Source organism: Sphingomonas yabuuchiae (assembly GCF_001477495.1).
GTDB lineage: Bacteria > Pseudomonadota > Alphaproteobacteria > Sphingomonadales > Sphingomonadaceae > Sphingomonas > Sphingomonas yabuuchiae_A.
The window spans coordinates 1-20,589 of the sequence record NZ_LDTF01000030.1 but is presented as its reverse complement, the minus strand read 5'-3'; the positions used below and the strand labels follow the sequence as shown (position 1 = coordinate 20,589).

The following is a 20,589-nucleotide window of genomic DNA, read 5'->3' as shown; positions in this document are numbered from 1 at the left end:
AGCCCGCGGCCTTCAGCCGCACCTCCAGCCCCGCCAGCGACACCGTATCCTGCACGATCGCACCGGGCCGCCCCGCCGTGGGGTCGGGAATCAGTCCGATCTCGCCCGATCGGCGATGCGCGCCGCGATGATAGGTCCGGTCGATGACCAGCCCGCCGCCCAGCCCCGCCGTGATCAGGAGGTAGAAGAAGCTGGGGCAGTCGAAATCATGATCGTGCTGCGCCTCGCCCAAAGCGGCGGCGGCGGCGTCGTTGTCGCGGTACATCGGCCAGGGCAGCAGCGGCGCGAGCAACGCCGCCGTGTCGACCCCGTTCCAGGCGTCATAGCCGCGCGTCTGGTTGGGCAGCGAGCGGTCGACGCCATCGGGCATCGCCACGCCGACGCCCAGCACGCGCGAACGGTCGACCTGTCCCTCGGCCAGGGCCGGCTCCAGCGTGTCGCCGATAAAGGCCAGTACGTCGTCCGGCGTCGCAAAGGCGATTTCGCGCGTCGCCCGCGCGCGCACCGTGCCGCACAGATCGAGGATCGCAATGGCCAGATGGTCGCGGTCGATGGTCAGGCCGATGCCGAACGCGCCGTCGGGGCACAGCTCGATCTTGAGCGCGGGCTGCCCGCGCCCGCGATGCAGCCGTCCGGCGGTGCGGATCAGCCCCATCTCGATCAGCCGCCCGGTGATGTTGGCGATGGTCGGCGGGGTGAGTCCGGTCTGGTTGGCGATGGCGATCCGCGTCGTTTCGCGATGCAGGCGGATGACCTGCAAGACGGTGCGCAGATTATAATCGCCCGCCCGTTCCAGATTGGTGCCCGACAGCCCGCGCGACAGACGCGAGTCGCGCGAATGCGCCTCGATGGCAGGCCCCCGCTCGGGCGGCATGGGCTGCGTCGATCGCATCATCTGGTCTTCGTCTCCTATGATGGAGCGAACCCGGATCGCCCGTCTTTGCGACAGGATCGTCGCGCAGGCCGGGTCAGGTCAAGACCTATCATCGGACCTGACCATACCGCCCCGGCATATTGGTCCTATTTTCCGGGACTTATGTCGGGGCGGCAAGAGGGTGTCAGGCTGGGGTCAGCTTGATGAGCCTGCCTTGCGAATCGCCGCCATCCTCCAGCACATAGATGGCGCCGTCCGGTCCCTGCTCGACTTCGCGAATGCGGGCGCCCATGTCCCACTGGTCGCCCTTGGTGGCGTTGGTGCCGCTCAGGTCGACGCGGATCAGCGCCTTGCTCGACAGCCCGCCGATAAAGGCGTCGCCGCGCCATTGCGGGAACAGCGAGCCCGAATAGATCATCAGGCCGCCCGGCGAGATGACCGGGTTCCACCAGACTTTCGGCGCTTCGTAACCGTCGCCCGCGCGGTGGTCGGGAATGTCGCTGCCGTCATAGTTCGATCCGTTGGACGCGTTGGGCCAGCCGTAATTGCGCCCCGGCAGTATCAGGTTCAGCTCGTCTCCGCCCTTCGGCCCCATTTCCTGCTGCCACAGATTGCCCGCACCATCGAAGGCGATACCCAGCAGGTTGCGGTGGCCATAGGACCAGATGGCCGGGTCGAACCCTTGCGCGGCCAGCGGGTTGCCGGGCGCGGGCTGGCCGTCCGGGGTCAGGCGCAGCACCTTGCCGAGCGTGGCCTTGGGGTCCTGCGCCGGCGTGAACTTCTGGCGATCGCCCGCCGTGAAGAACACATACTGGCCATCGGGGGAAAAGGCGATGCGGCCCGAATAATGGCCGTCGCCGGTGACGGCGGGGCTGGCGGCCCAGAGCGTCTCGATCCCCGTCAGCTGTGCGGTGCCGTTCGATTCCTGCAAGCGTCCCCGGGCCAGCACGACGCGCTTGCCGCCGTCCGCCGCGGCCGAATAGCTGAAATAGACGCGGCCGCTCTGCGCGAAATCGGGGGCGAGGACGACGTCCATCAGGCCGCCCTGGCCCGCCGAATCGACCGCGATCCGCGCGACCGTCTGGCGCGCCTGGCCGTCCGCGCCGACGAGCAGCATCCGGCCGTCCTTCTCGGTCACCAGCATCCGCCGGTCGGGCAGGAAGGTCATCGCCCAGGGCGCATCGAAATCGGCGATGACAGTGCGGCCGAAGGGCTGGCCGTCCACGACGGTCGCGGGCGGCGTGGCCGTGGCGGACGGGGAGGGCGAGGGCGTGCCGCCGGGCGTGACGGTCACCGGGGGCGTGTTGCCCGTCTCGTCGGGGCCGGGTCCATTGCCCGAACAGGCGATCAATGCCACCGGCAAGGCGGCAAGCAACGGCAATTTCATCTTCTACTCTCCCGGTAAGGCCCCTGACCGGCCCTGTGGGCCGACAACGCCTTGGCATGGATGCTTGTTTCGTCGCCGGTTCCTGTGTATAGAATGGCGCATTCTCTTACATCGTCGGGTGAAAGAGGCTGCGGGACGGGTTCCGCGGCAACAATCCGGCACATCTGGAGCTTTCATGGCGGACATCGCCCTTCTGACGCAACTCATCGAACCCGAGGCCAAGGCGCTCGGCTTCGAGCTCGTGCGCGTGAAGATGTATGGCGGCACGTCGGACCCCACGCTGCAGGTGATGGCCGAGCGTCCCGACACGCGCCAGCTGAACATCGACGATTGCGCCGATCTGTCGCGCCGCATCTCGGACGTGATGGACGCGCTGGAAGCGGAAGGCCGCGACCCGATCGACCATGCGTACCGGCTGGAGGTGTCCTCGCCCGGTATCGACCGCCCGCTGACCCGGCTGAAGGACTTCGCCGACTGGGCGGGGCATGAGGCACGGATCACGCTGGCCGAGAAGCTGAACGGTCGCAAGCAGTTCAAGGGCGATCTGGCCGGGGTCGAGGGCGAGACGGTCGTCATCGTCGACGGGGAAGAGGTTCGCCACGAACTGCCCTTCTCGGGAATCGAAGACGCCAAGCTCGTCATGACCGACCGGCTGATCGCCGCGACGGTGCCGCTGTCGCTCGATGGCGCGGAAGAGGTTTATTATCAGGACGCGCCCGAACAGGATGGCGCCACCACGGAAGGACGGCACTGATGGCTACCGCCATTTCCGCCAACAAGGCGGAACTGATCGCGATCGCGAATGCGGTCGCCTCGGAAAAGATGATCGACAAGGGCATCGTCATCGAGGCGATGGAGGACGCCATCCAGCGCGCCGCCCGCGCGCGCTATGGTGCCGAGAACGACATTCGCGCGAAGCTCGATCCCAACTCGGGCGACCTGCGCCTGTGGCGTGTCGTCGAGGTGGTCGAGCAGGTCGACGATTATTACAAGCAGATCGACCTGAAGGGTGCCGAGAAGCTGCAAAAGGGCGCCGCGATCGGCGACTTCATCGTCGACCCGCTGCCCCCGATCGAATTCGGCCGCATCGCCGCACAGGCGGCCAAGCAGGTCATCTTCCAGAAGGTCCGCGACGCCGAGCGCGACCGTCAGTATGACGAGTTCAAGGACCGCCAGGGCGAGATCATCACCGGCGTCGTCAAGCGCGTCGAGTTCGGCCATATCGTCGTCGATCTGGGTCGCGCCGAGGGCGTGATCCGTCGCGACCAGCAGATCCCACGCGAAGTCGTCCGCGTGAACGACCGCATCCGCTCGCTGATCCTGAACGTGCGCCGCGAGAACCGTGGCCCGCAGATCTTCCTGAGCCGCGCGCACCCCGACTTCATGAAGAAGCTGTTCGCGCAGGAAGTGCCCGAAATCTACGACGGCATCATCGAGATCAAGGCCGCCGCGCGCGATCCGGGCAGCCGCGCCAAGATCGGCGTCATCAGCCACGACTCGAGCATCGACCCGGTCGGCGCCTGCGTCGGTATGAAGGGCAGCCGCGTTCAGGCCGTCGTGCAGGAAATGCAGGGCGAGAAGATCGACATCATCCCCTGGTCGCCCGATACCGCGACCTTCGTGGTGAACGCGCTCCAGCCCGCCAATGTCAGCCGCGTCGTGATCGACGAGGAAGAGGACCGGATCGAGGTCGTCGTCCCGGACGATCAGCTGTCTCTCGCCATCGGCCGTCGTGGCCAGAATGTCCGTCTGGCCAGCCAGCTGACCGCCAAGGCGATCGACATCCTGACCGAGGCCGATGCCTCCGAGAAGCGCCAGAAGGAGTTCGTCGCGAATTCCGAGCTGTTCCAGAACGAGCTGGACGTGGACGAGACGCTGGCCCAGCTGCTGGTCGCCGAAGGCTTCGGTGCGCTGGAAGAGGTCGCCTATGTCGAGCTCGACGAGCTGGCCGCGATCGAGGGCTTCGACGAGGACCTGGCGCAGGAGCTGCAGAGCCGTGCGCAGGAAGCACTCGATCGCCGCGAACAGGCTGCGCGGGACGAGCGTCGTGGCCTGGGCGTCGACGACGCGCTGGCCGAGATGCCGTATCTGACCGAGGCGATGCTGGTCACGCTGGGCAAGGCGGGCATCAAGACGCTCGACGATCTGGCCGATCTCGCGACCGACGAGCTGGTCGAGAAGAAGCGCGCCGAGCCGCGTCGCCGTGGTGACGATACCCCGCGCCCCGCCCCCAAGGGCGGCATCCTGGCCGAATATGGCCTGAGCGATGAGCAGGGCAACGAGATCATCATGGCCGCGCGTGCGCACTGGTTCACCGATGAGGAAGAGCCTGCCACGGACGAAGCGCAGGCGGAGGGCGACGAAGCCTGATGCCGTTCGTCTCGATCCGTCTGGCGGGCACCGCCTCCAAGCAGCAAAAGGCCGAGATCGTCGCCGACGTGACTCGTTCGCTGGTGGAGCGGCTGGGCAAGAACCCGGCCGCCGTCCAGATCGTGATCGAGGAGGTTTCGACCGAAAATTACGGGGCTGGCGGTCAGCTGATCGCCGACCGTGATGCTCCTGCCTCCAACGTCCGGGGAGACGCGCATGCGGAACCGGGACAATGAGCACGCTGGCGTAAACAGCGCTCCGGTCAGGAAGGGCCGGAGTCCCAGGGAGACCGCGAAGGCGGCCCGCGACTCGATCGACGGGCCGGTCCGCCGCTGCATCCTGTCGGGCGAGCATGACGCGCGCCCGCACCTGATCCGTCTGGCGCTTGCGCCCGATGGGCGGGTGCTGCCCGATGTCCGCGCCAAGGCGCCGGGCCGGGGCGGCTGGATCGGCGTGACTCGCGGCGAACTGGAAACGGCCATCGCCAAGGGCAAGTTGAAGGGGGCACTGGCGCGCGCGTTCAAGACGGGCGAGTTCAGTATTCCCGACGACCTGCCCGACCTGATCGCATCCGCTTTGGAGCGGAACGCGCTCGACCGGCTGGGACTCGAATCGCGTTCGGGCATGTTGCTGACGGGATCGGACAAGATCGCGACGGCGGCCCGTTCGGGTCAGCTGCACGCGCTCTATCATGCGTCCGACGCCAGCGACGACGGATGTCGCAAGCTGGCACAGGCGTGGCGCGTGGGGTCGGACCGCGAAGGTTCCGATCTCAAGGGGTTGGCACTGCCCGCCACACGCCCCATATTGTCGATGGCGTTGGGCCGCGAAAATGTGGTACACATCGGCCTGACAGATCGTAACGCGGCAAAGCGGATGAGCGAAGCGCTCGACCGCTGGCTGCATTTTATCGGACCCGACCCTGTGGCAACGCCTTGCGAAACGGCCTCGCAAGGCGCATCGGCGTCCGACATTACCGGTGACCGAACGGCCGTGACCGTACACGAGGATTTTGAGTGAGCGAGACCGACAACGACAAGCCGAAACTCGGAATGCGCCAGCCCCTGGGGCTGAAGCGCACGGTCGAGACCGGCAAGGTGAAGCAGAGCTTCAGCCACGGCCGGTCCAACACCGTGATCGTCGAGACGAAGCGCCGTCGCGTCCTGGGCCCGCAGGGTGGTGCGCCCGAGGCGGCGGCCCCTGCGCCGACTCCGGCCCCGGCTCCGGCCGCCCCCGTGGCGGCGGCGCCGGTCGCCCCGCCGCGCCCCGTTCCGTCGAACGAGACGGCGCAGGAGCGTCAGGCCCGTCTGCTGCGTGAGGCCGAGGAACAGCGCCTCGCCATGCAGGAAGAGATTCGTCGCCGCGAGGACGCCGAGCGTCAGCAGCGTGCCGAGGACGAGCGTGTCCGGGCCGAGGAACGTGCGCGTGCCGCCGCCGAGGCGGCCGCTGCCCCGCCGCCTGCGCCGGAACCGGCCCCCGAGCCCCAGCCTGCCGCTGAGCCGGAACAGGCCCCCGCGCCGGTCGCCGAAGCGCCCGTGCAGGCCCCGGTACAGGCCGAGGCGCCTGCCGCGCCGACCATCTCGGTCCAGCCGCGCATGTTCCGTCCGGTCGAGCGTCCGGTGATCCCGGCGCCCGAACCCAAGGTGGAAGCACCCAAGGTCGAGGCTCCCGTCCCGACCCCGGCTCCCGCGCCGACGCCCGCGCCCGCTCCGGTCGCGGCGAAGCCTGCGCCTGCGCCCGCTCCGGCCCCCGCGCCGGTGGTGCCGACGCCGCCGATCCTGGGTCGCGATCCGTCGATGCCCGCGCCGCGCCGCTTCTCGCCGGTGCAGCGTCCGGAAATCCCGAAGCCTGCGCCCAAGCCCGCGCCTGCGCCCGCCGCCGCCGCCGCTGCGCCGGCCGCCAGCGCGCCCAGCAACAATACCGCCTCCGCTCCGTCGGGCGGCGCACCGCGTTCGATGCCCTCGGGCCAGCCGACGCCGCGCAACGCGCCTCCGGGCCGTCCGCAGCAGCGTGACCGCAAGGGTGACGAGCGTCGTGGCGGCAAGCTGACCGTCACGCGCGCCCTGAACGAGGACGGCGCGCGCGCCCGTTCGCTCGCCGCGCTCAAGCGTGCCCGCGAGAAGGAAAAGCGTGGCTTTGGTGGCCCGCGCGAGCCGCAGGTCAAGCAGGTCCGCGACGTGCAGGTGCCGGAAGCGATCACCGTCCAGGAACTGGCCAACCGTATGGCCGAAAAGGGCGCGGATCTGGTCAAGGCGCTGTTCAAGATGGGCATGCCCGTCACGATGACGCAGACCATCGACCAGGACACGGCCGAGCTGCTGGTGACCGAATTCGGCCACAACATCGTCCGCGTCTCCGACAGCGACATCGACCTGGCGCTCGACACCACCGAGGATGCGGCCGAGAGCCTTCAGCCGCGCCCGCCGGTCGTGACGATCATGGGCCATGTCGACCACGGCAAGACCTCGCTGCTCGACGCGCTGCGCGGGACGGACGTGGTGCGTGGCGAGGCCGGGGGCATCACCCAGCATATCGGCGCCTATCAGGTCACGCTGAAGGACAAGTCGAAGATCACCTTCCTCGACACGCCGGGCCACGAGGCCTTCACCCAGATGCGTGCCCGCGGCGCCGACGTCACGGATATCGTGGTGTTGGTGGTGGCGGCCGATGACGGTCTGATGCCGCAGACGATCGAGGCGATCAACCATACCAAGGCGGCGGGCAAGCCGATGATCGTGGCGATCAACAAGATCGACAAGCACGATGCCAATGCCCAGCGCGTCCGCGAACGCCTGCTCGAACATGACGTGCAGGTCGAGGACATGGGCGGCGAGACCCAGGACGTCGAAGTGTCGGCGCTCAAGAAGATCGGTCTGGATACGCTGATCGAGAAGATCCAGCTTCAGGCCGAACTGCTCGAACTGACCGCCAACCCCGATCGCGCCGCCGAGGGCAGTGTGGTCGAGGCGAAGCTCGACAAGGGCCGTGGTCCGGTCGCGACCGTGCTCGTCACGCGCGGCACGCTGAAGGTCGGCGACGTGTTCGTCGTCGGCGCGGAAAGCGGCAAGGTTCGTGCGCTGGTCGACGACAAGGGCCGTCAGGTGAAGCAGGCCGGTCCTGCGATGCCGGTCGAGGTCCTCGGTCTGTCGGGCGTGCCCCAGGCGGGCGACCTGTTGCAAGTCGTCGAGAACGAGGCGCGGGCCCGTGAAGTCGCCGAATATCGCCAGAGCGTGGTGCTCCAGAAGCGCACGACCTCGGCCCCGGCCAGCCTGGAGTCGATGTTCTCGGCGCTGAAGGCGAACCAGGCCAAGGAATATCCGCTGGTCGTGAAGGCGGATACGCAGGGCACTGTCGAGGCGATCGTGGCGTCGATCAACAAGATCCAGTCGGATCTGATCAAGGCGCGCATCCTGCACTCGGGCGTCGGTGGCATCACCGAGTCGGACGTGACGCTGGCGGCCGCTTCGGGCGCGCCGATCATCGGCTTCAACGTCCGCGCGAACGCCAAGGCGCGCGAGATCGCCGAGCGGAACAAGGTGGCGCTCAAATATTACGACGTCATCTACGACCTGATCGACGAGATCCGCGCGGGTATGGCCGGTGAGCTGGGCCCCGAGGCGTTCGAGACGGTCGTCGGCCGCGCCGAAATCCGCGAGGTCTTCTCGGCGGGCAAGATCGGCAAGGCCGCGGGTCTGCTGGTCACCGAGGGTGTCATTCGCAAGGCGCTCAAGGCACGTATCACGCGCAACGACGTCATCATCTACCAGGGCGAGATCAACTCGCTCCGCCGGTTCAAGGACGATGTCGCCGAGGTTCGCGCCGGTCTGGAATGTGGTGTGACGTTCACGCAGAACTTCACCGACATCAAGGCGGGTGACTATCTCGAAACCTTCGAGGTCGAACTGCGCGAGCGTTCGCTCTGATGCGGGCAGGGTGGTGGGATCGCTCCTGCCGCCCGCCTCTGCCGGACATGATCGCGCCGGAATCGATCGCGGCTGCCTGCCCGGCGGCCGCGATTTCCGTTTGAAGAAGAACTGACATGGTCCAAGCCAAGAACCCCGCCGAACCCTCGGTCCGCCTGCTGCGCGTCGGCGAGCAGGTCCGCCACATCCTGTCCGAAATCCTCGCCCGCGGCGACGTACACGACGAGACGCTGGCCAAGCACATGGTCAGCGTGACCGAAGTCCGCATGTCGCCCGACCTGCGCCACGCGACCGTATTCGTGAAGCCGCTGCTCGGCAAGGACGAGGAGGTGGTCATCAAGGCGCTGCGCACCAACACCGCATATTTGCAGCGCGAGGTCGCGCACCGGGTGAAGATGAAATACGCGGCCAAGCTGAAGTTCCTGGCGGACGAGAGCTTCGACGAGGGCAGCCATATCGACTCGCTGCTGCGCTCGCCCAAGGTTTCGCAGGATCTGGCAGAGGGTGAGTCGTCCGAGGACTGACACCCCGTTCAGCTTGAGCGCGGTCAAAGGCCACGGGATTCAGGTTCGCGCAGAGGCGCGGAGGGCGCGGAGAAGAAGACCCTGTATCTAATAGGGCGCGCCGCCCCGGCGGAGGCCGGGGTCCAGTATCTTTGGCGTCGATGGCGCGTTGCGCCAAGGGGGGAGGCGAGTGCGCTGCGCCCTTGCATACCCTCCGCAACTGGACCCCGGCCTCCGCCGGGGTGGCGTGGTGGGGGACGGCGTTTAGCGAAACATTCTCCGCGCCCTCCGCGCCTCTGCGCGAACCTGAATCCCGTGGCCTCCGCTCCGACCGAGCGGTGGTAAGGGCTACACCCCCGAAGGCATCAAATCCGCGTCGATCATGATCGTCACCTGCCGCCCGACGATCAGCGGATAGGCGGTCATCCCGAAATCCCGCCGGTCGATCCGGGTCGTGGCGGCGATGTGCACCGGCTCGCGGCCCGTCATGACGGCGAAGGGCTGCGAGAAGTTGACCGTCAGGGCCGCGGGCCGCGTCACGCCGCGCGCCGAGATCGTGCCGGCCACCTGCGCGCTGTGCGGGCCGGTGCGGGTCATCGACGATCCGTGGAAGATCACATGGCGATAGTGATCGACGTCGAAGAAGTCCGGCCCTCGCAACCGCGAGCGGGTGAGTGTATCCCCCGCCTCCAGCGCCTGCGCATCGATCTGCACGTCCAGCGTCACCGCCTGCGCATCCCGATCGGACAGGGCCACGCGACCCTCCAGCCTGGGGAAGCGGGCGGTCTTGCTGCCCAGGCCGAAAAAGCCGACCTTGGCCTGCACCTGCGCATGGGTGGGATCGATATGATAGGTGATGGCTCCCGCCGGTGCCGCCGCGCCGAGCAAGGGCAACACGGCCGTCGCGGCCAGAGCCGTCCAGAATCTCATATTCTCTTCGTTCCCATGCTCGATACGGCGGTGTCCTTCCGATAAGGGGCCGCCATGGCCAAGCTTTATTTCTATTATGCCAGCATGAATGCGGGGAAATCGACCATGCTGCTGCAGGCCGATTTCAACTATCGCGAGCGGGGGATGAACACGATGCTGTTCACCGCCGCGATCGACGACCGCTTCGCCTATGGCACCATCGCCTCGCGCATCGGCCTGTCGCAGCCCGCGACGCCGTTTCATGCGGCCACCGATCTGGAGGCCTGCGCGCTGGACCGGCACCAAGAGACGCCGCTGGCGTGTATCCTGGTCGACGAGGCACAATTCCTGACGCCCGAGCAGGTCGATCAGCTCGCGCGGCTGGCCGACCGGCATCGCATTCCGGTGCTCTGCTATGGCCTGCGCACCGACTTCAAGGGCCAGCTGTTTCCCGGTTCGGCGCGGCTGCTGGCGCTGGCCGATGCGCTGAGCGAGATCAAGTCGGTCTGCGTGTGCGGCGCCAAGGCGACGATGAACCTGCGCGTCGACGGTCAGGGCAAGGCGATCGCCGAGGGCGCACAGACCGAGATCGGCGGCAATGACCGCTATGTCGCGCTGTGCCGCCGCCATTTCGGCGAGGCGCTGGCGGGCGGGACGGTGCTTGAGGGGAGAAGCAACCGCGACTAACGCCTTGGCGATGCATGGATGGATCATTCTCGACAAGCCGCTGGGGCTGGGCTCGACGCAAGGGGTGAGCGCGGTCAAGCGGTGCTTGCGCCAGGGCGGCTATGGCAAGGGCATCAAGGTCGGGCACGGCGGCACGCTCGACCCGCTGGCGACCGGCGTGCTGCCGATCGCGGTGGGCGAGGCGACCAAGCTGGCCGGGCGGATGCTCGACAGCGACAAGGTGTATGACTTCACCATCCGGTTCGGCGCGCAGACCTCGACGCTGGATGCCGAGGGAGAGATGATCGCGGCGAGCGACGTCCGCCCGACCCGCGAGGCGCTGGAGGCGTTGCTGCCGCGCTTCACCGGGCCGATTCAACAGGTCCCGCCCGCCTATTCGGCGCTGAAGATCGATGGCGAGCGGGCCTATGACCTGGCGCGTGCCGGGGAAGAGGTGGTGCTGGCGAGTCGCGCCGTGACGATTTACTCGCTCATATCCTCCCCGGAACGGGGAGGGGGACCGTTCGCGCCAGCGACTGGTGGAGGGGGAGAGCCACTGGGCGAGTCCCTCGCGGAAGTCCCCCTCCACCATCCTTCGGATGGTCCCCCTCCCCGGGCCGGGGAGGATTTGGAGGAGATTACCCTCACCGCCCATGTCTCCAAGGGCACGTATATCCGCTCGCTCGCCCGCGACATCGCGCTGGCGCTGGGCACTGTCGGCCATGTCACCATGCTTCGCCGTACCAAGGCCGGACCGTTCACCCTGGCCCCGGCGATATCGCTGGACAAATTGAACGAAATGGGGCAGGCGGCGACGCTTGAACAGATACTCCTGCCGCTGAGGGCGGGGCTGGACGACATCCCGGCTCTTGCTCTCGACCCCGACCAGGCAGGGGCGCTCCGTCAGGGGCGTGTGCTGGCCGGGATTGCCGTGGATGATGGCCAATATTTCGCGATGCTGGGGGATACTCCGGTGGCGCTGGTAGAGGCGCTGGACGCACAGGTCCGGGTCGTTCGCGGTTTCAACCTCGATTAAGAAAGGATCACGATGTCGATCACCGCTGAACGCCGCCAGGAAATCATCAAGGATCATGCCCGCGCCGAGGGTGACACGGGTTCGCCCGAAGTCCAGGTCGCGATCCTGACCCAGCGTATTCAGAACCTGACCGAGCACTTCAAGACCCACGCGAAGGACAATCACTCGCGTCGCGGCCTGCTGATGCTGGTCAACAAGCGCCGCTCGCTGCTGGACTATCTGCGTCACAAGGATGGCGACCGCTATCTGGCGCTGATCGCCAAGCTCGGCCTGCGCAAGTAAGCCACGCGGCGACACGCCACGAAAAAGGGCATCCCTCACGGGGTGCCCTTTTTTTATCGGCTGGTGTATAGAGCACCCGGCCGACCGGATGCGCGCAAGGGTGCGCATTCCCAAGGCCCTTATGTCATGAAACCCGTCGAACTGCGCGGGTAGGATCGGAGGATCGGCAATTCGGTCGACCTCCAGAGCCAATCTTGGCTCAACCCATAGGCCCCGGCGGGATAGGCCCGTCGGAGTGAAGGATATTCCATGTTCAATACCAAGAAGGTGGCCATCGAGTGGGGCGGCAAGACGCTGACCCTCGAAACCGGCAAGGTGGCCCGTCAGGCCGACGGCGCGGTGATCGCGACGCTGGGCGAGACGGTGGTGCTGTGCGCCGTGACGGCCGCGAAGAATGTGAAGGAAGGGCAGGACTTCTTCCCGCTGACCGTTCACTATCAGGAGAAGTTCTCGTCGGCGGGCCGTATCCCCGGCGGTTTCTTCAAGCGCGAGCGTGGCGCGACCGAGCGTGAGACGCTGATCAGCCGCCTGATCGACCGTCCGATCCGCCCGCTGTTCCCCGAAGGTTTCTACAACGAGATCAACTGCATCTGCCAGGTGCTTTCCTATGACGGCGAGAACGAGCCCGACATTCTGGCGCTGGTCGCCGCGTCGGCCGCGCTCACCATCTCGGGCGTGCCGTTCATGGGCCCGATCGGCGCGGCGCGCGTCGGTTATGTCGATGGCGAATATCAGCTGAACCCGACCGACGCCGAGGCGCTGGCCGGTGACCTGGACCTGGTCGTCGCCGCCACCCACGACGCCGTCATGATGGTCGAGTCGGAAGCCAAGGAGCTGTCCGAGGAAGTCATGCTTGGCGCCGTCATGTTCGCGCACAAGGCATCGCAGCAGATCATCGACGCGATCATCGATCTCGCCGAGCAGGCCGCCAAGGACCCGTGGGAGCTGAAGGTCGGCGACGACCAGAAGGCGGTCAAGGCCGAGCTGAAGAAGCTGGTCGGCAAGGACATCACCGCGGCCTACAAGCTGACTGACAAGCAGCAGCGCCAGACCGCGCTGGGCGAAGCGCGCGCCAAGGCGAAGGCCGCCATGGCCGACCGTACGCCGCAGGAGCAGCTGGTCGCCGCCAAGCTGGTCAAGAAGCTGGAAGCCGAGATCGTCCGCACCGCGATCCTGAAGGACGGCCGCCGCATCGACGGTCGCTCGACCACCCAGATCCGTCCGATCGAGGCGGAAGTGCACTTCCTGCCGCGTTCGCACGGCTCGGCGCTGTTCACGCGCGGCGAGACCCAGACGATCGCGACCACCACGCTGGGCACCCGCGACGCGGAGCAGATGATCGACGGCCTGAACGGCCTGTCGTACCAGCACTTCATGCTGCACTATAACTTCCCGCCCTATTCGGTCGGCGAAGTGGGCCGCTTCGGCGCGCCGGGCCGTCGCGAGATCGGCCATGGCAAGCTGGCGTGGCGCGCGCTGCACCCGGTGCTGCCGTCGAAGGAGGAATTCCCCTACACCATCCGCGTGACCAGCGACATCACCGAGTCGAACGGCTCGTCGTCGATGGCCACCGTCTGCGGCGGCTCGCTGTCGCTGATGGATGCGGGCGTTCCGCTGAAGCGTCCGGTTTCGGGCATCGCCATGGGCCTGATCCTGGAAGGCAAGGACTTCGCCGTCCTGTCCGACATCCTGGGTGACGAGGATCACCTGGGCGACATGGACTTCAAGGTGGCGGGCACCTCCGAGGGCATCACCTCGCTCCAGATGGACATCAAGATCGCCGGTATCACCGAGGAGATCATGAAGGTCGCGCTGGCGCAGGCCAAGGAAGGCCGTGCGCACATCCTGGGCGAGATGAACAAGGCGCTGTCGTCGACTCGCACCGAGCTGTCGGCGCATGCGCCGCGCATCGAGACGATGACGATCGACAAGTCGAAGATCCGCGACGTGATCGGCACCGGCGGCAAGGTGATCCGCGAGATCGTCGCCACCACCGGCGCCAAGGTCGATATCGATGACGAGGGCGTCATCAAGATCAGCTCGTCGGACGGCGCGCAGATCGAAGCCGCGATGAACTGGATCAAGGGCATCGTCGAAGAGGCCGAGGTCGGCAAGATCTACAACGGCAAGGTCGTCAACCTGGTCGATTTCGGCGCGTTCGTGAACTTCATGGGCGGCAAGGACGGTCTGGTCCACGTCTCGGAGATCAAGAACGAGCGCGTCGAGAAGGTCTCGGACGTCCTGACCGAAGGCCAGGAAGTCAAGGTCAAGGTCCTCGAGATCGATCCGCGCGGCAAGGTCCGCCTGTCGATGCGCGTCGTCGACCAGGAGACCGGCGCCGAGCTGGAGGACAATCGTCCGGCCCGCGAACCGCGTGAACCGCGCGGCGATCGTGGCCCGCGCGAAGGCGGTCGCGGTCCGCGCCGTGACGGCGGGGATCGTGGCGGCGAGCGCGGTGGTGATCGTGGTGGCGAAGGCCGCAGTGGCCCGCGTCGCGACCGTGGCGACCGTCCCCGTCGCGAAGGCGGCGAGCAGGGCGGTTCGCCCGAATTCGCCGCTCCGGCCTTCCTGACCGGCGATCGCGACTGATCCTTTGCCGTGAGGCAGCAAGAGGGCTCGGGGGAAACCCCGGGCCCTTTTTTGTTGGGCCTTGCCCCTCGACTACCGCTTCGCGGCGGTTTGGGTCATGCTATTCCTTCCCAAGCCGTGCTTGGGGAGGGGGACCGGTGGAGGGGCATGGGGTCTCAAGGGATTCCCTTGGCCTTCGACTTCGCTCAGGCTGAACGGCGTTTTGTAGAGGACCTCATCCCAACCTTCGTTCCGCCTGAGCGAAGTCGAAGGCTACGTCCTGCCACCATCAGCAGTCGCCAGGTCCGTCATGACCTGACCCGCGCGATCCGGACACTGGCTATTTACGGATATTGTTCGCTGAACGGCGTGCCAACCGCCTCGGTCATGACCCGGCGATCCAATGGAAGGCGCGACAGGTACGGCCGTCGCTACAAGCCTCAGGCGGGGTCCTTCGCCCCCTCGTGCGCGCTATAGCCCAGCCGCGCATGGCCCTGCACCGGCCCCGCCACATCGGCGACGAGATAGAGCGGCCGCCGCTTCGATTCGATATAGAGCCGCCCCAGATATTCGCCGATCATGCCCAGCACGAACATCTGCACCGCGCCCAGCACGACGGTGACCAGCATGGTCGAGGTCCAGCCCTGCACCGCCGAGCCCGTCAGCCAGCCGATTGCGATATAGACGATCAGCAATAACGACGCCGCCGTCAGCGCAAGGCCGATATGGCTCGCCCAGCGCAGGGGCGCCGTCGAGAAGCCCGTCACCGCGTCGAAGGCCAGCGCGATCATCTTGCCCAGCGGATAGTGCGTCTCGCCCGCATGCCGCTCGGCGCGGTCATAGGGGAAGGGAACCTGGCGGAAGCCGACCCAGGCGACCATGCCGCGAATGAAGCGCGCCTGTTCGGGCAGCGACTGGAGCGCGTCGAGCGCGCGCCGGCTCATCAGCCGGAAATCGCCGGTGTCGAGCGGGATCGGCGTATCGGTCAGCCGGTCGAGCATCCGGTAGAAGACCGCCGCCGTCGCCTTCTTGAACAGCGTCTCGCCTGCGCGCTTGCGGCGGACGGCATAGACCACGTCCGCTCCTTGCGCCGCCATGGTCGCGCGCATGTCGGTCAGGAGTTCGGGCGGGTCCTGGAGATCGGCGTCGATGATCAGGATCTGCTCGCCCGCGCACAGGTCCAGCCCTGCGGTCAGCGCCAGCTGGTGGCCGTGATTGCGCGACAGGTTGATCGCCACCAGATGCGGGTCGGCGGCGGCCAGACGCTGCATCACCGGCCAGCTGTCGTCCTTCGAGCCGTCGTTGATCAGGACGATCTCATAATCCTCGCCCACCGCCGCGCGCGCCGCGCCCGAGATGCGCGCGTGCAGCACGTCCAGACAGGCGGCTTCGTTATAGCAGGGGACGACGACGGAAAGGGCAGGGCGCTTCATGACGCCGCCGGTTTAGGGTCCGGCCCCATAAACGGCAATGGTCGTGACAGAGCCGATTTTGGTTCAGGGCAAGAAGCGAGGAGTGGAGCGATGCTTGCGCATCGTGACCGACGAGCGACGCTGCACTGGGGCAAAATCGGCCCGCCGCACAGCGGTTGCCCTGTCGCGCCCGCCGCCTGCGTCGCACGTCTTGCAGGTAGCGCCGCTACCTGCTGCACCGCGCTTCTTGCCGGACGAACACGACAGGGCAATCACGACCGTTGCCGCTTATGGGGCCGGACCCTCGCGGCGTCGGACGCGTCCGTCACCCATTCACGACCAACTTGACCAAACGGCCCGGCACCAGTGCTTGTTCCGGGTCGAGACCGTTCAGCGTCACGAACCGCTCGCGCTTATAGTCGGGAAAGGCCATGCGCGCCGCCAAGCTGTCGATCGTGTCGCCCTGACGAACCGTCACGATGCTGATCTTCTTGCCGCGAATGGCTCCCGCCTCGGCGGTGGAGAGTGGCGCGACCGAGGCGAGCAGCGGCTGGAACGGCCCGATGCCCGAACCCGCGGGCGTCACCAGCGTGAAGGTATAGGTGGCCGAGGGGAAGCGGTAGGCGACCACCGTGGCGTCGACCGCGCGATTGTTGGCGGCGGCGCGGGTCGTGACCCAGGCATAAGGGATGCCGTTCGCCGTGCCGTTCTGAAGCTGGCCCGAGGGGGTGCCGGTGCCGAGCTGGCCGAAGCGCTGGGCGATCGCCTGGCCCAGGTCGCTGGCTTGCGCGAGGCGCATCTCGGCCTGCCCGCCCTGGCCGACCACCGTCACCGCATCGCTGCCATTGGCGATGGCATAGCCGCTGGGGGCGGTGAATTTCAGCTTGAGGCCGGGATGGCGGAAGGTCTGGCCGTCGACAATGCCTTCCTTGGGATCGTCGCCATAAGGCATGCCGTCGAGCATTCGCAGATAGGCGGTGTCCTGGGGCGGCGTGGTTTCGGGGCGGCCGGTCTGCTTGGCGAGCGCGGCGGCGCGGCGCACGCGGTCGGCGCTGTTGGGATGGGTCGAGGCCCAGGTTGGGATGGCATTGGCGTCCTTGCCTGCGGTCCGCGCGGCCAAGTTACTCGATGCCTCCAACGAGGCGAGCATGTCGGCCGAGGCATAGGGATCGTACCCGGCCGCCGTCATGTATCGGATGCCCAGGCCATCGGCCTGATATTCCTGATCGCGGCCATATTTTAGCGTGTAGAGCTGCGCGCCGGTGCCGACGACCTGGCTGGCGATATTGCTGCCGGTCAGCAGCCCTGCGCCCGCCGCCAGGATCGAGCCGATGGTCGAGCGGGTGTTGCGGCTCTGCGAATGACGCGCGGCGACATGGCCGACCTCATGGCCCAGCACCGAGGCCAGCTCGGCCTCCGAATTCATCAGCGCCAGCAGCTGGCGGGTGACATAGATATAGCCGCCGGGGATGGCAAAGGCGTTCTCGACCGGGGAATTGAGCGTGGTGACGGTAAAGTCCCCTTGCGCGTTCGACAGGCCCGACTGAACCGCCACGCGCTTGCCGACCCGCTCGACAAAGGCGGCCTGCGGACCGGTATAACGGCCGCCATATTGCGCCACGAGCTGCGGATTGGCCTGCGCCCCTTGCGCCTTGTCGGAAGCGGAAATGGAGCGCGTGGTCTGCGCCGCGACGGGGGCGGCGACGAGCGCGAGCATGGCGGCGGCGGTGGCGAAACGCATCGGTGAGGGACTCCCTGTTCGCGCTTTTCAAAGCGCGTGACGGGCGCAGGTTCCAGCTTTTTGTTACGGGAGCGTCATTTCCGCTTCATGGTTTCCGTTCCCCGGCGAAGGCCGGGGCCCAGTTTCTCCGAGGCCGATGGCGCGCGAACGGATGAGGGGGAGGCAATTGCCTCGCGCCATCGGTCATTCACCGTAACTGGGTCCCGGCCTTCGCCGGGGAGCGGAAAGAATTGGTTCGCGCAGAGGCGCAGAGAGCGCAGAGGTGTCCGGCCCCGTCGCAAATGCAGGCGCCTCCAACAGTCTTCGTTTCATAATTTCCTCCCCTGCAAGGGGAGGGGGACCAGCGTAGCTGGTGGAGGGGTGTCCCACCCATCGCGAGCGCGACACCCCTCCGTCAGGGCTTCGCCCTGCCACCTCCCCTGCTAGGGGAGGAATAGATTTTGCGAGGAATGCGCGGCCCGCCCTCAGACCCGCTCCACCAGACTCACCACATCCGCCGCGCGCAGCGCCGCGATCAGGCGCATCAGGTGTTGCAGGTCATGCACCTCGACATCGATCAGGTTCGTGTGGAAGCGCGTGTCGCGCGTATCCAGCCGGACGTTGATGATGTTGGCCTTATGCTGGCCGATGATCGTCGCCAGGATGCCCAGCGCGCCGGGTTCGTTCTTGACCATCACCGAGATGCGCGCGGTCGCGCCCTCGCTGTCGTCGCCCCAGGACACGTCGACCCAGTCGGTTTCCTCGTCGGTGCGATCGGCCAGTTCGGCGAGCACCGGACACTGGATCGCATGGACCTCGATCCCCGCATCCGGCCGCCGCAGCCCGACGATGCGGTCGCCCGGCACCGGGTGACAGCATTGCGCCAGGTCATAGGCGACACCCGGCGTCAGCCCCTTGATCGAGATCGCGCTCGACTGCGGCGCGAGGGCCGCGACGTCCGCGCCTGCGGAGCCCGGCATCAGCGCCTCCATGACCGCCGCATCCGACACCGTACGGCGCGCGATCGCGATCATCAGATGCGCCTCGTCGGGCATCTTCAACCGTTGCAGCGCATGGGTCAGGGCGTCCGGGCCGATCTGCGCGGGCAGGCGGCGGACGATATCCTCGTAGAGCTTGGTGCCCAGCGTCACCTGCTCGTCGCGCTCGGCATGGCGCAGGTGGCGGCGGATCGCGGCCAGCGCCTTGCCGGTGATCGCCAGGTTCAGCCAGTTGGCCTGCGGCGTCTGCCCGGCCGAACGCAGGATCTGCACCTGATCGCCGTTCGAGATGACGGTCGACAGCGGCACCACCCGCCCGTTCAGCTTGGCCCCCACCGCCTGGTCACCCAGGTCGGTGTGCACGGCATAGGCGAAGTCGATCGGCGTCGCGCCCTTCGGCAACTGGATCAGTTCGCCCTTGGGGGTGAAGGCGAAGATGCGATCCTGATACATCGCCATCTTGGTATGCTCGATCAACTCCTCGGGGCTGTCCGAGGTGTCGAGGATTTCGACCAGGTCGCGAATCCAGCTGACCTGCGCATCGTGGCGGGTCGCCTGCTTGTAGGTCCAGTGCGCGGCCAGGCCGAAATCGGCCTCGGCATGCATTTCGGGGGTGCGGATCTGGATTTCGATGCGCGCATTGTCGGCATGGATGACGCTGGTGTGGAGCGAGCGGTACCCGTTGCGCTTGGGCGTCGAGATATAGTCCTTGAACCGCCCCGGCACCATCGGCCAGCGGCGATGGATCAGCCCCAGCGCGCGGTAGCAATCCTCCTCGGTCGGCACAATCGCGCGGAAGGCCATGACGTCGGACAGCTGCTCGAAGCTGATGTGCCGCTCGTTCATCTTGCGGAAGATCGAGAAGGCCGACTTTTCGCGCCCCGTCACGTCCGCCTCCACGCCGCCGCGCGACATCAGCAGCTTCAGGCCGGAGGCGATCTTGGAAATCCGGTCGCCACCGCCTTCCTTCATCTGCGCGAGGCGCAAGGAGATGGACTCATAGGCTTCGGGTTCGAGTTGCTGGAAGGAGAGCATCTGCATCTCCTTCATGAACTCGTACATGCCGATCCGCTCGGCGAGCGGGGCATAGATGTCCATCGTCTCCTTCGCGATGCGGCGGCGCTTCTCCGGCTTCGCGATGTGGTGGAGCGTGCGCATGTTGTGCAGCCGGTCGGCCAGCTTCACCAGCAGGACGCGGATATCGTCCGACATGGCGAGCAGGAACTTGCGCAGGTTTTCGGCCGCACGCTCGCTTTCGGTCTGCGCCTCGATCTTGGACAGCTTGGTAACGCCGTCGACCAGCCGCGCGACATTGGGACCGAACAGCCGCTCGATCTCGTCATAGGTGGCGACGGTATCCTCGATCGTGTCGTGCAGGATGGCGGTGGCGATCGTCTCGTCATCCAGATGCAGGTCGGTCAGGATGCCAGCCACCTCGATCGGATGGCTGAAATAGGGATCGCCCGAGGCACGCTTCTGGCTGCCATGCGCCTTCATCGAGAAGACATAGGCGCGGTTCAGCAGCGCCTCATCGGCCTGGGGGTCATAGTCGAGCACGCGGTCGACGAGTTCATACTGGCGGAGCACGATATCAGATTTGCGTGGTAGGGATGGGCATTGCAACATTTTTGATGCGATCAGGGTGATCGGGTGGGTTCTTAACTCGCTTCCTTCTTAAGCCCCTCCCGCAGGCGGGAGGGGTTTGGGGAGGGTAGGGTGTCTCATCGAGCCCGTCGCTCGTGGCGTTCCCTCCCCATCCCCTCCCGCCTGCGGGAGGGGAGCGGCTAGAGGCGAGCGTTGGGCATAACCTCACTCCCCCATCGCCTCCGCCGCGAGCGCCTCCGCCTCGATCAACAAATCGTCGTCCGCGCTCCCCGTCGACACCTTCTCGCGCCCGATCAGCACCAGCACCGGCCCGGCCAGCGGACTCCCCCGCTCCAA

General features: G+C 66.8%; 16 protein-coding genes. 10 read left to right on the top strand and 6 right to left on the bottom strand.

Annotated features, from left to right (window positions below):
* Together NS355_RS07630 and NS355_RS07625 are read right to left on the bottom strand one after the other, a co-directional pair.
* On the bottom strand, positions 1-895 hold an 895-nt coding region (locus NS355_RS07630), incomplete at its 3' end, for an ROK family transcriptional regulator (RefSeq protein WP_345938801.1).
* Between the two features lie 163 nt (positions 896-1,058).
* Positions 1,059-2,261: a PQQ-dependent sugar dehydrogenase gene (locus NS355_RS07625; protein ID WP_058745158.1), complete on the bottom strand. Its 1,203-nt coding sequence runs from the start codon at positions 2,259-2,261 to the stop codon at positions 1,059-1,061.
* Between the two features lie 175 nt (positions 2,262-2,436).
* Between NS355_RS07625 and rimP the strand changes: the two genes are divergently transcribed.
* The 6 genes from rimP (at position 2,437) to rbfA (ending at position 9,078) form a co-directional block, all read left to right on the top strand.
* A complete protein-coding gene (rimP, locus tag NS355_RS07620; protein WP_058745157.1) occupies positions 2,437-3,015 on the top strand; it encodes a ribosome maturation protein RimP in 579 nt (192 codons plus the stop codon).
* Complete coding sequence (gene nusA, locus NS355_RS07615; protein WP_058745156.1) at positions 3,015-4,631, top strand: transcription termination factor NusA; 1,617 nt, start codon at positions 3,015-3,017, stop codon at positions 4,629-4,631. Before rimP ends, nusA begins: the two co-directional genes overlap by 1 nt.
* Positions 4,631-4,867, top strand: a complete 237-nt coding sequence (locus tag NS355_RS07610; RefSeq protein ID WP_058745155.1) for a tautomerase family protein — start codon at positions 4,631-4,633, stop codon at positions 4,865-4,867. The genes nusA and NS355_RS07610 overlap by 1 nt, the downstream gene beginning before the upstream one ends.
* A complete protein-coding gene (locus NS355_RS07605; protein ID WP_244489593.1) occupies positions 4,848-5,651 on the top strand; it encodes a DUF448 domain-containing protein in 804 nt (267 codons plus the stop codon). The genes NS355_RS07610 and NS355_RS07605 overlap by 20 nt, the downstream gene beginning before the upstream one ends.
* A complete protein-coding gene (infB, locus tag NS355_RS07600) occupies positions 5,648-8,554 on the top strand; it encodes a translation initiation factor IF-2 (protein ID WP_058745154.1) in 2,907 nt (968 codons plus the stop codon). Before NS355_RS07605 ends, infB begins: the two co-directional genes overlap by 4 nt.
* Before the next feature lie 116 nt (positions 8,555-8,670).
* Positions 8,671-9,078, top strand: coding sequence for a 30S ribosome-binding factor RbfA (gene rbfA / locus NS355_RS07595; RefSeq protein WP_058745153.1), 408 nt, complete (start codon positions 8,671-8,673; stop codon positions 9,076-9,078).
* Positions 9,079-9,405: 327 nt separating this feature from the next.
* On the opposite strand, the gene NS355_RS07590 is transcribed toward rbfA, so the two are convergent.
* Entirely contained in the window at positions 9,406-9,987 is a 582-nt protein-coding gene (locus NS355_RS07590; protein ID WP_058745152.1) for a YceI family protein, read from the bottom strand.
* 54 nt (positions 9,988-10,041) lie between these two features.
* Here NS355_RS07590 and NS355_RS07585 point away from each other — a divergent pair, with 54 nt between their 5' ends.
* From NS355_RS07585 to pnp, 4 genes are all read left to right on the top strand, one after another.
* Positions 10,042-10,653 (top strand): thymidine kinase, encoded by a 612-nt coding sequence (locus tag NS355_RS07585; RefSeq protein ID WP_058745151.1) that lies wholly within the window; start codon positions 10,042-10,044, stop codon positions 10,651-10,653.
* A 10-nt stretch (positions 10,654-10,663) separates the two neighbouring features.
* Complete coding sequence (gene truB, locus NS355_RS07580; protein WP_058745150.1) at positions 10,664-11,668, top strand: tRNA pseudouridine(55) synthase TruB; 1,005 nt, start codon at positions 10,664-10,666, stop codon at positions 11,666-11,668.
* Between the two features lie 12 nt (positions 11,669-11,680).
* On the top strand, positions 11,681-11,950 hold the full coding sequence (rpsO, locus tag NS355_RS07575; RefSeq protein WP_007406197.1) for a 30S ribosomal protein S15: 270 nt from the start codon (positions 11,681-11,683) through the stop codon (positions 11,948-11,950).
* A gap of 249 nt (positions 11,951-12,199) precedes the next feature.
* On the top strand, positions 12,200-14,539 hold the full coding sequence (gene pnp, locus NS355_RS07570; RefSeq protein WP_058745149.1) for a polyribonucleotide nucleotidyltransferase: 2,340 nt from the start codon (positions 12,200-12,202) through the stop codon (positions 14,537-14,539).
* Positions 14,540-14,958: 419 nt separating this feature from the next.
* Here pnp and NS355_RS07565 read toward each other — a convergent pair whose 3' ends face one another.
* The 3 genes from NS355_RS07565 to NS355_RS07555 all read right to left on the bottom strand — a co-directional run bounded on the left by NS355_RS07565 (position 14,959) and on the right by NS355_RS07555 (position 20,235).
* Complete coding sequence (locus NS355_RS07565) at positions 14,959-15,951, bottom strand: glycosyltransferase family 2 protein (RefSeq protein WP_058745148.1); 993 nt, start codon at positions 15,949-15,951, stop codon at positions 14,959-14,961.
* Between the two features lie 304 nt (positions 15,952-16,255).
* Complete coding sequence (locus tag NS355_RS07560) at positions 16,256-17,671, bottom strand: M48 family metalloprotease (protein WP_058745147.1); 1,416 nt, start codon at positions 17,669-17,671, stop codon at positions 16,256-16,258.
* Positions 17,672-18,135: 464 nt separating this feature from the next.
* Positions 18,136-20,235, bottom strand: a complete 2,100-nt coding sequence (locus NS355_RS07555; protein ID WP_058745146.1) for a RelA/SpoT family protein — start codon at positions 20,233-20,235, stop codon at positions 18,136-18,138.
* Positions 20,236-20,589 lie beyond the last annotated feature (354 nt).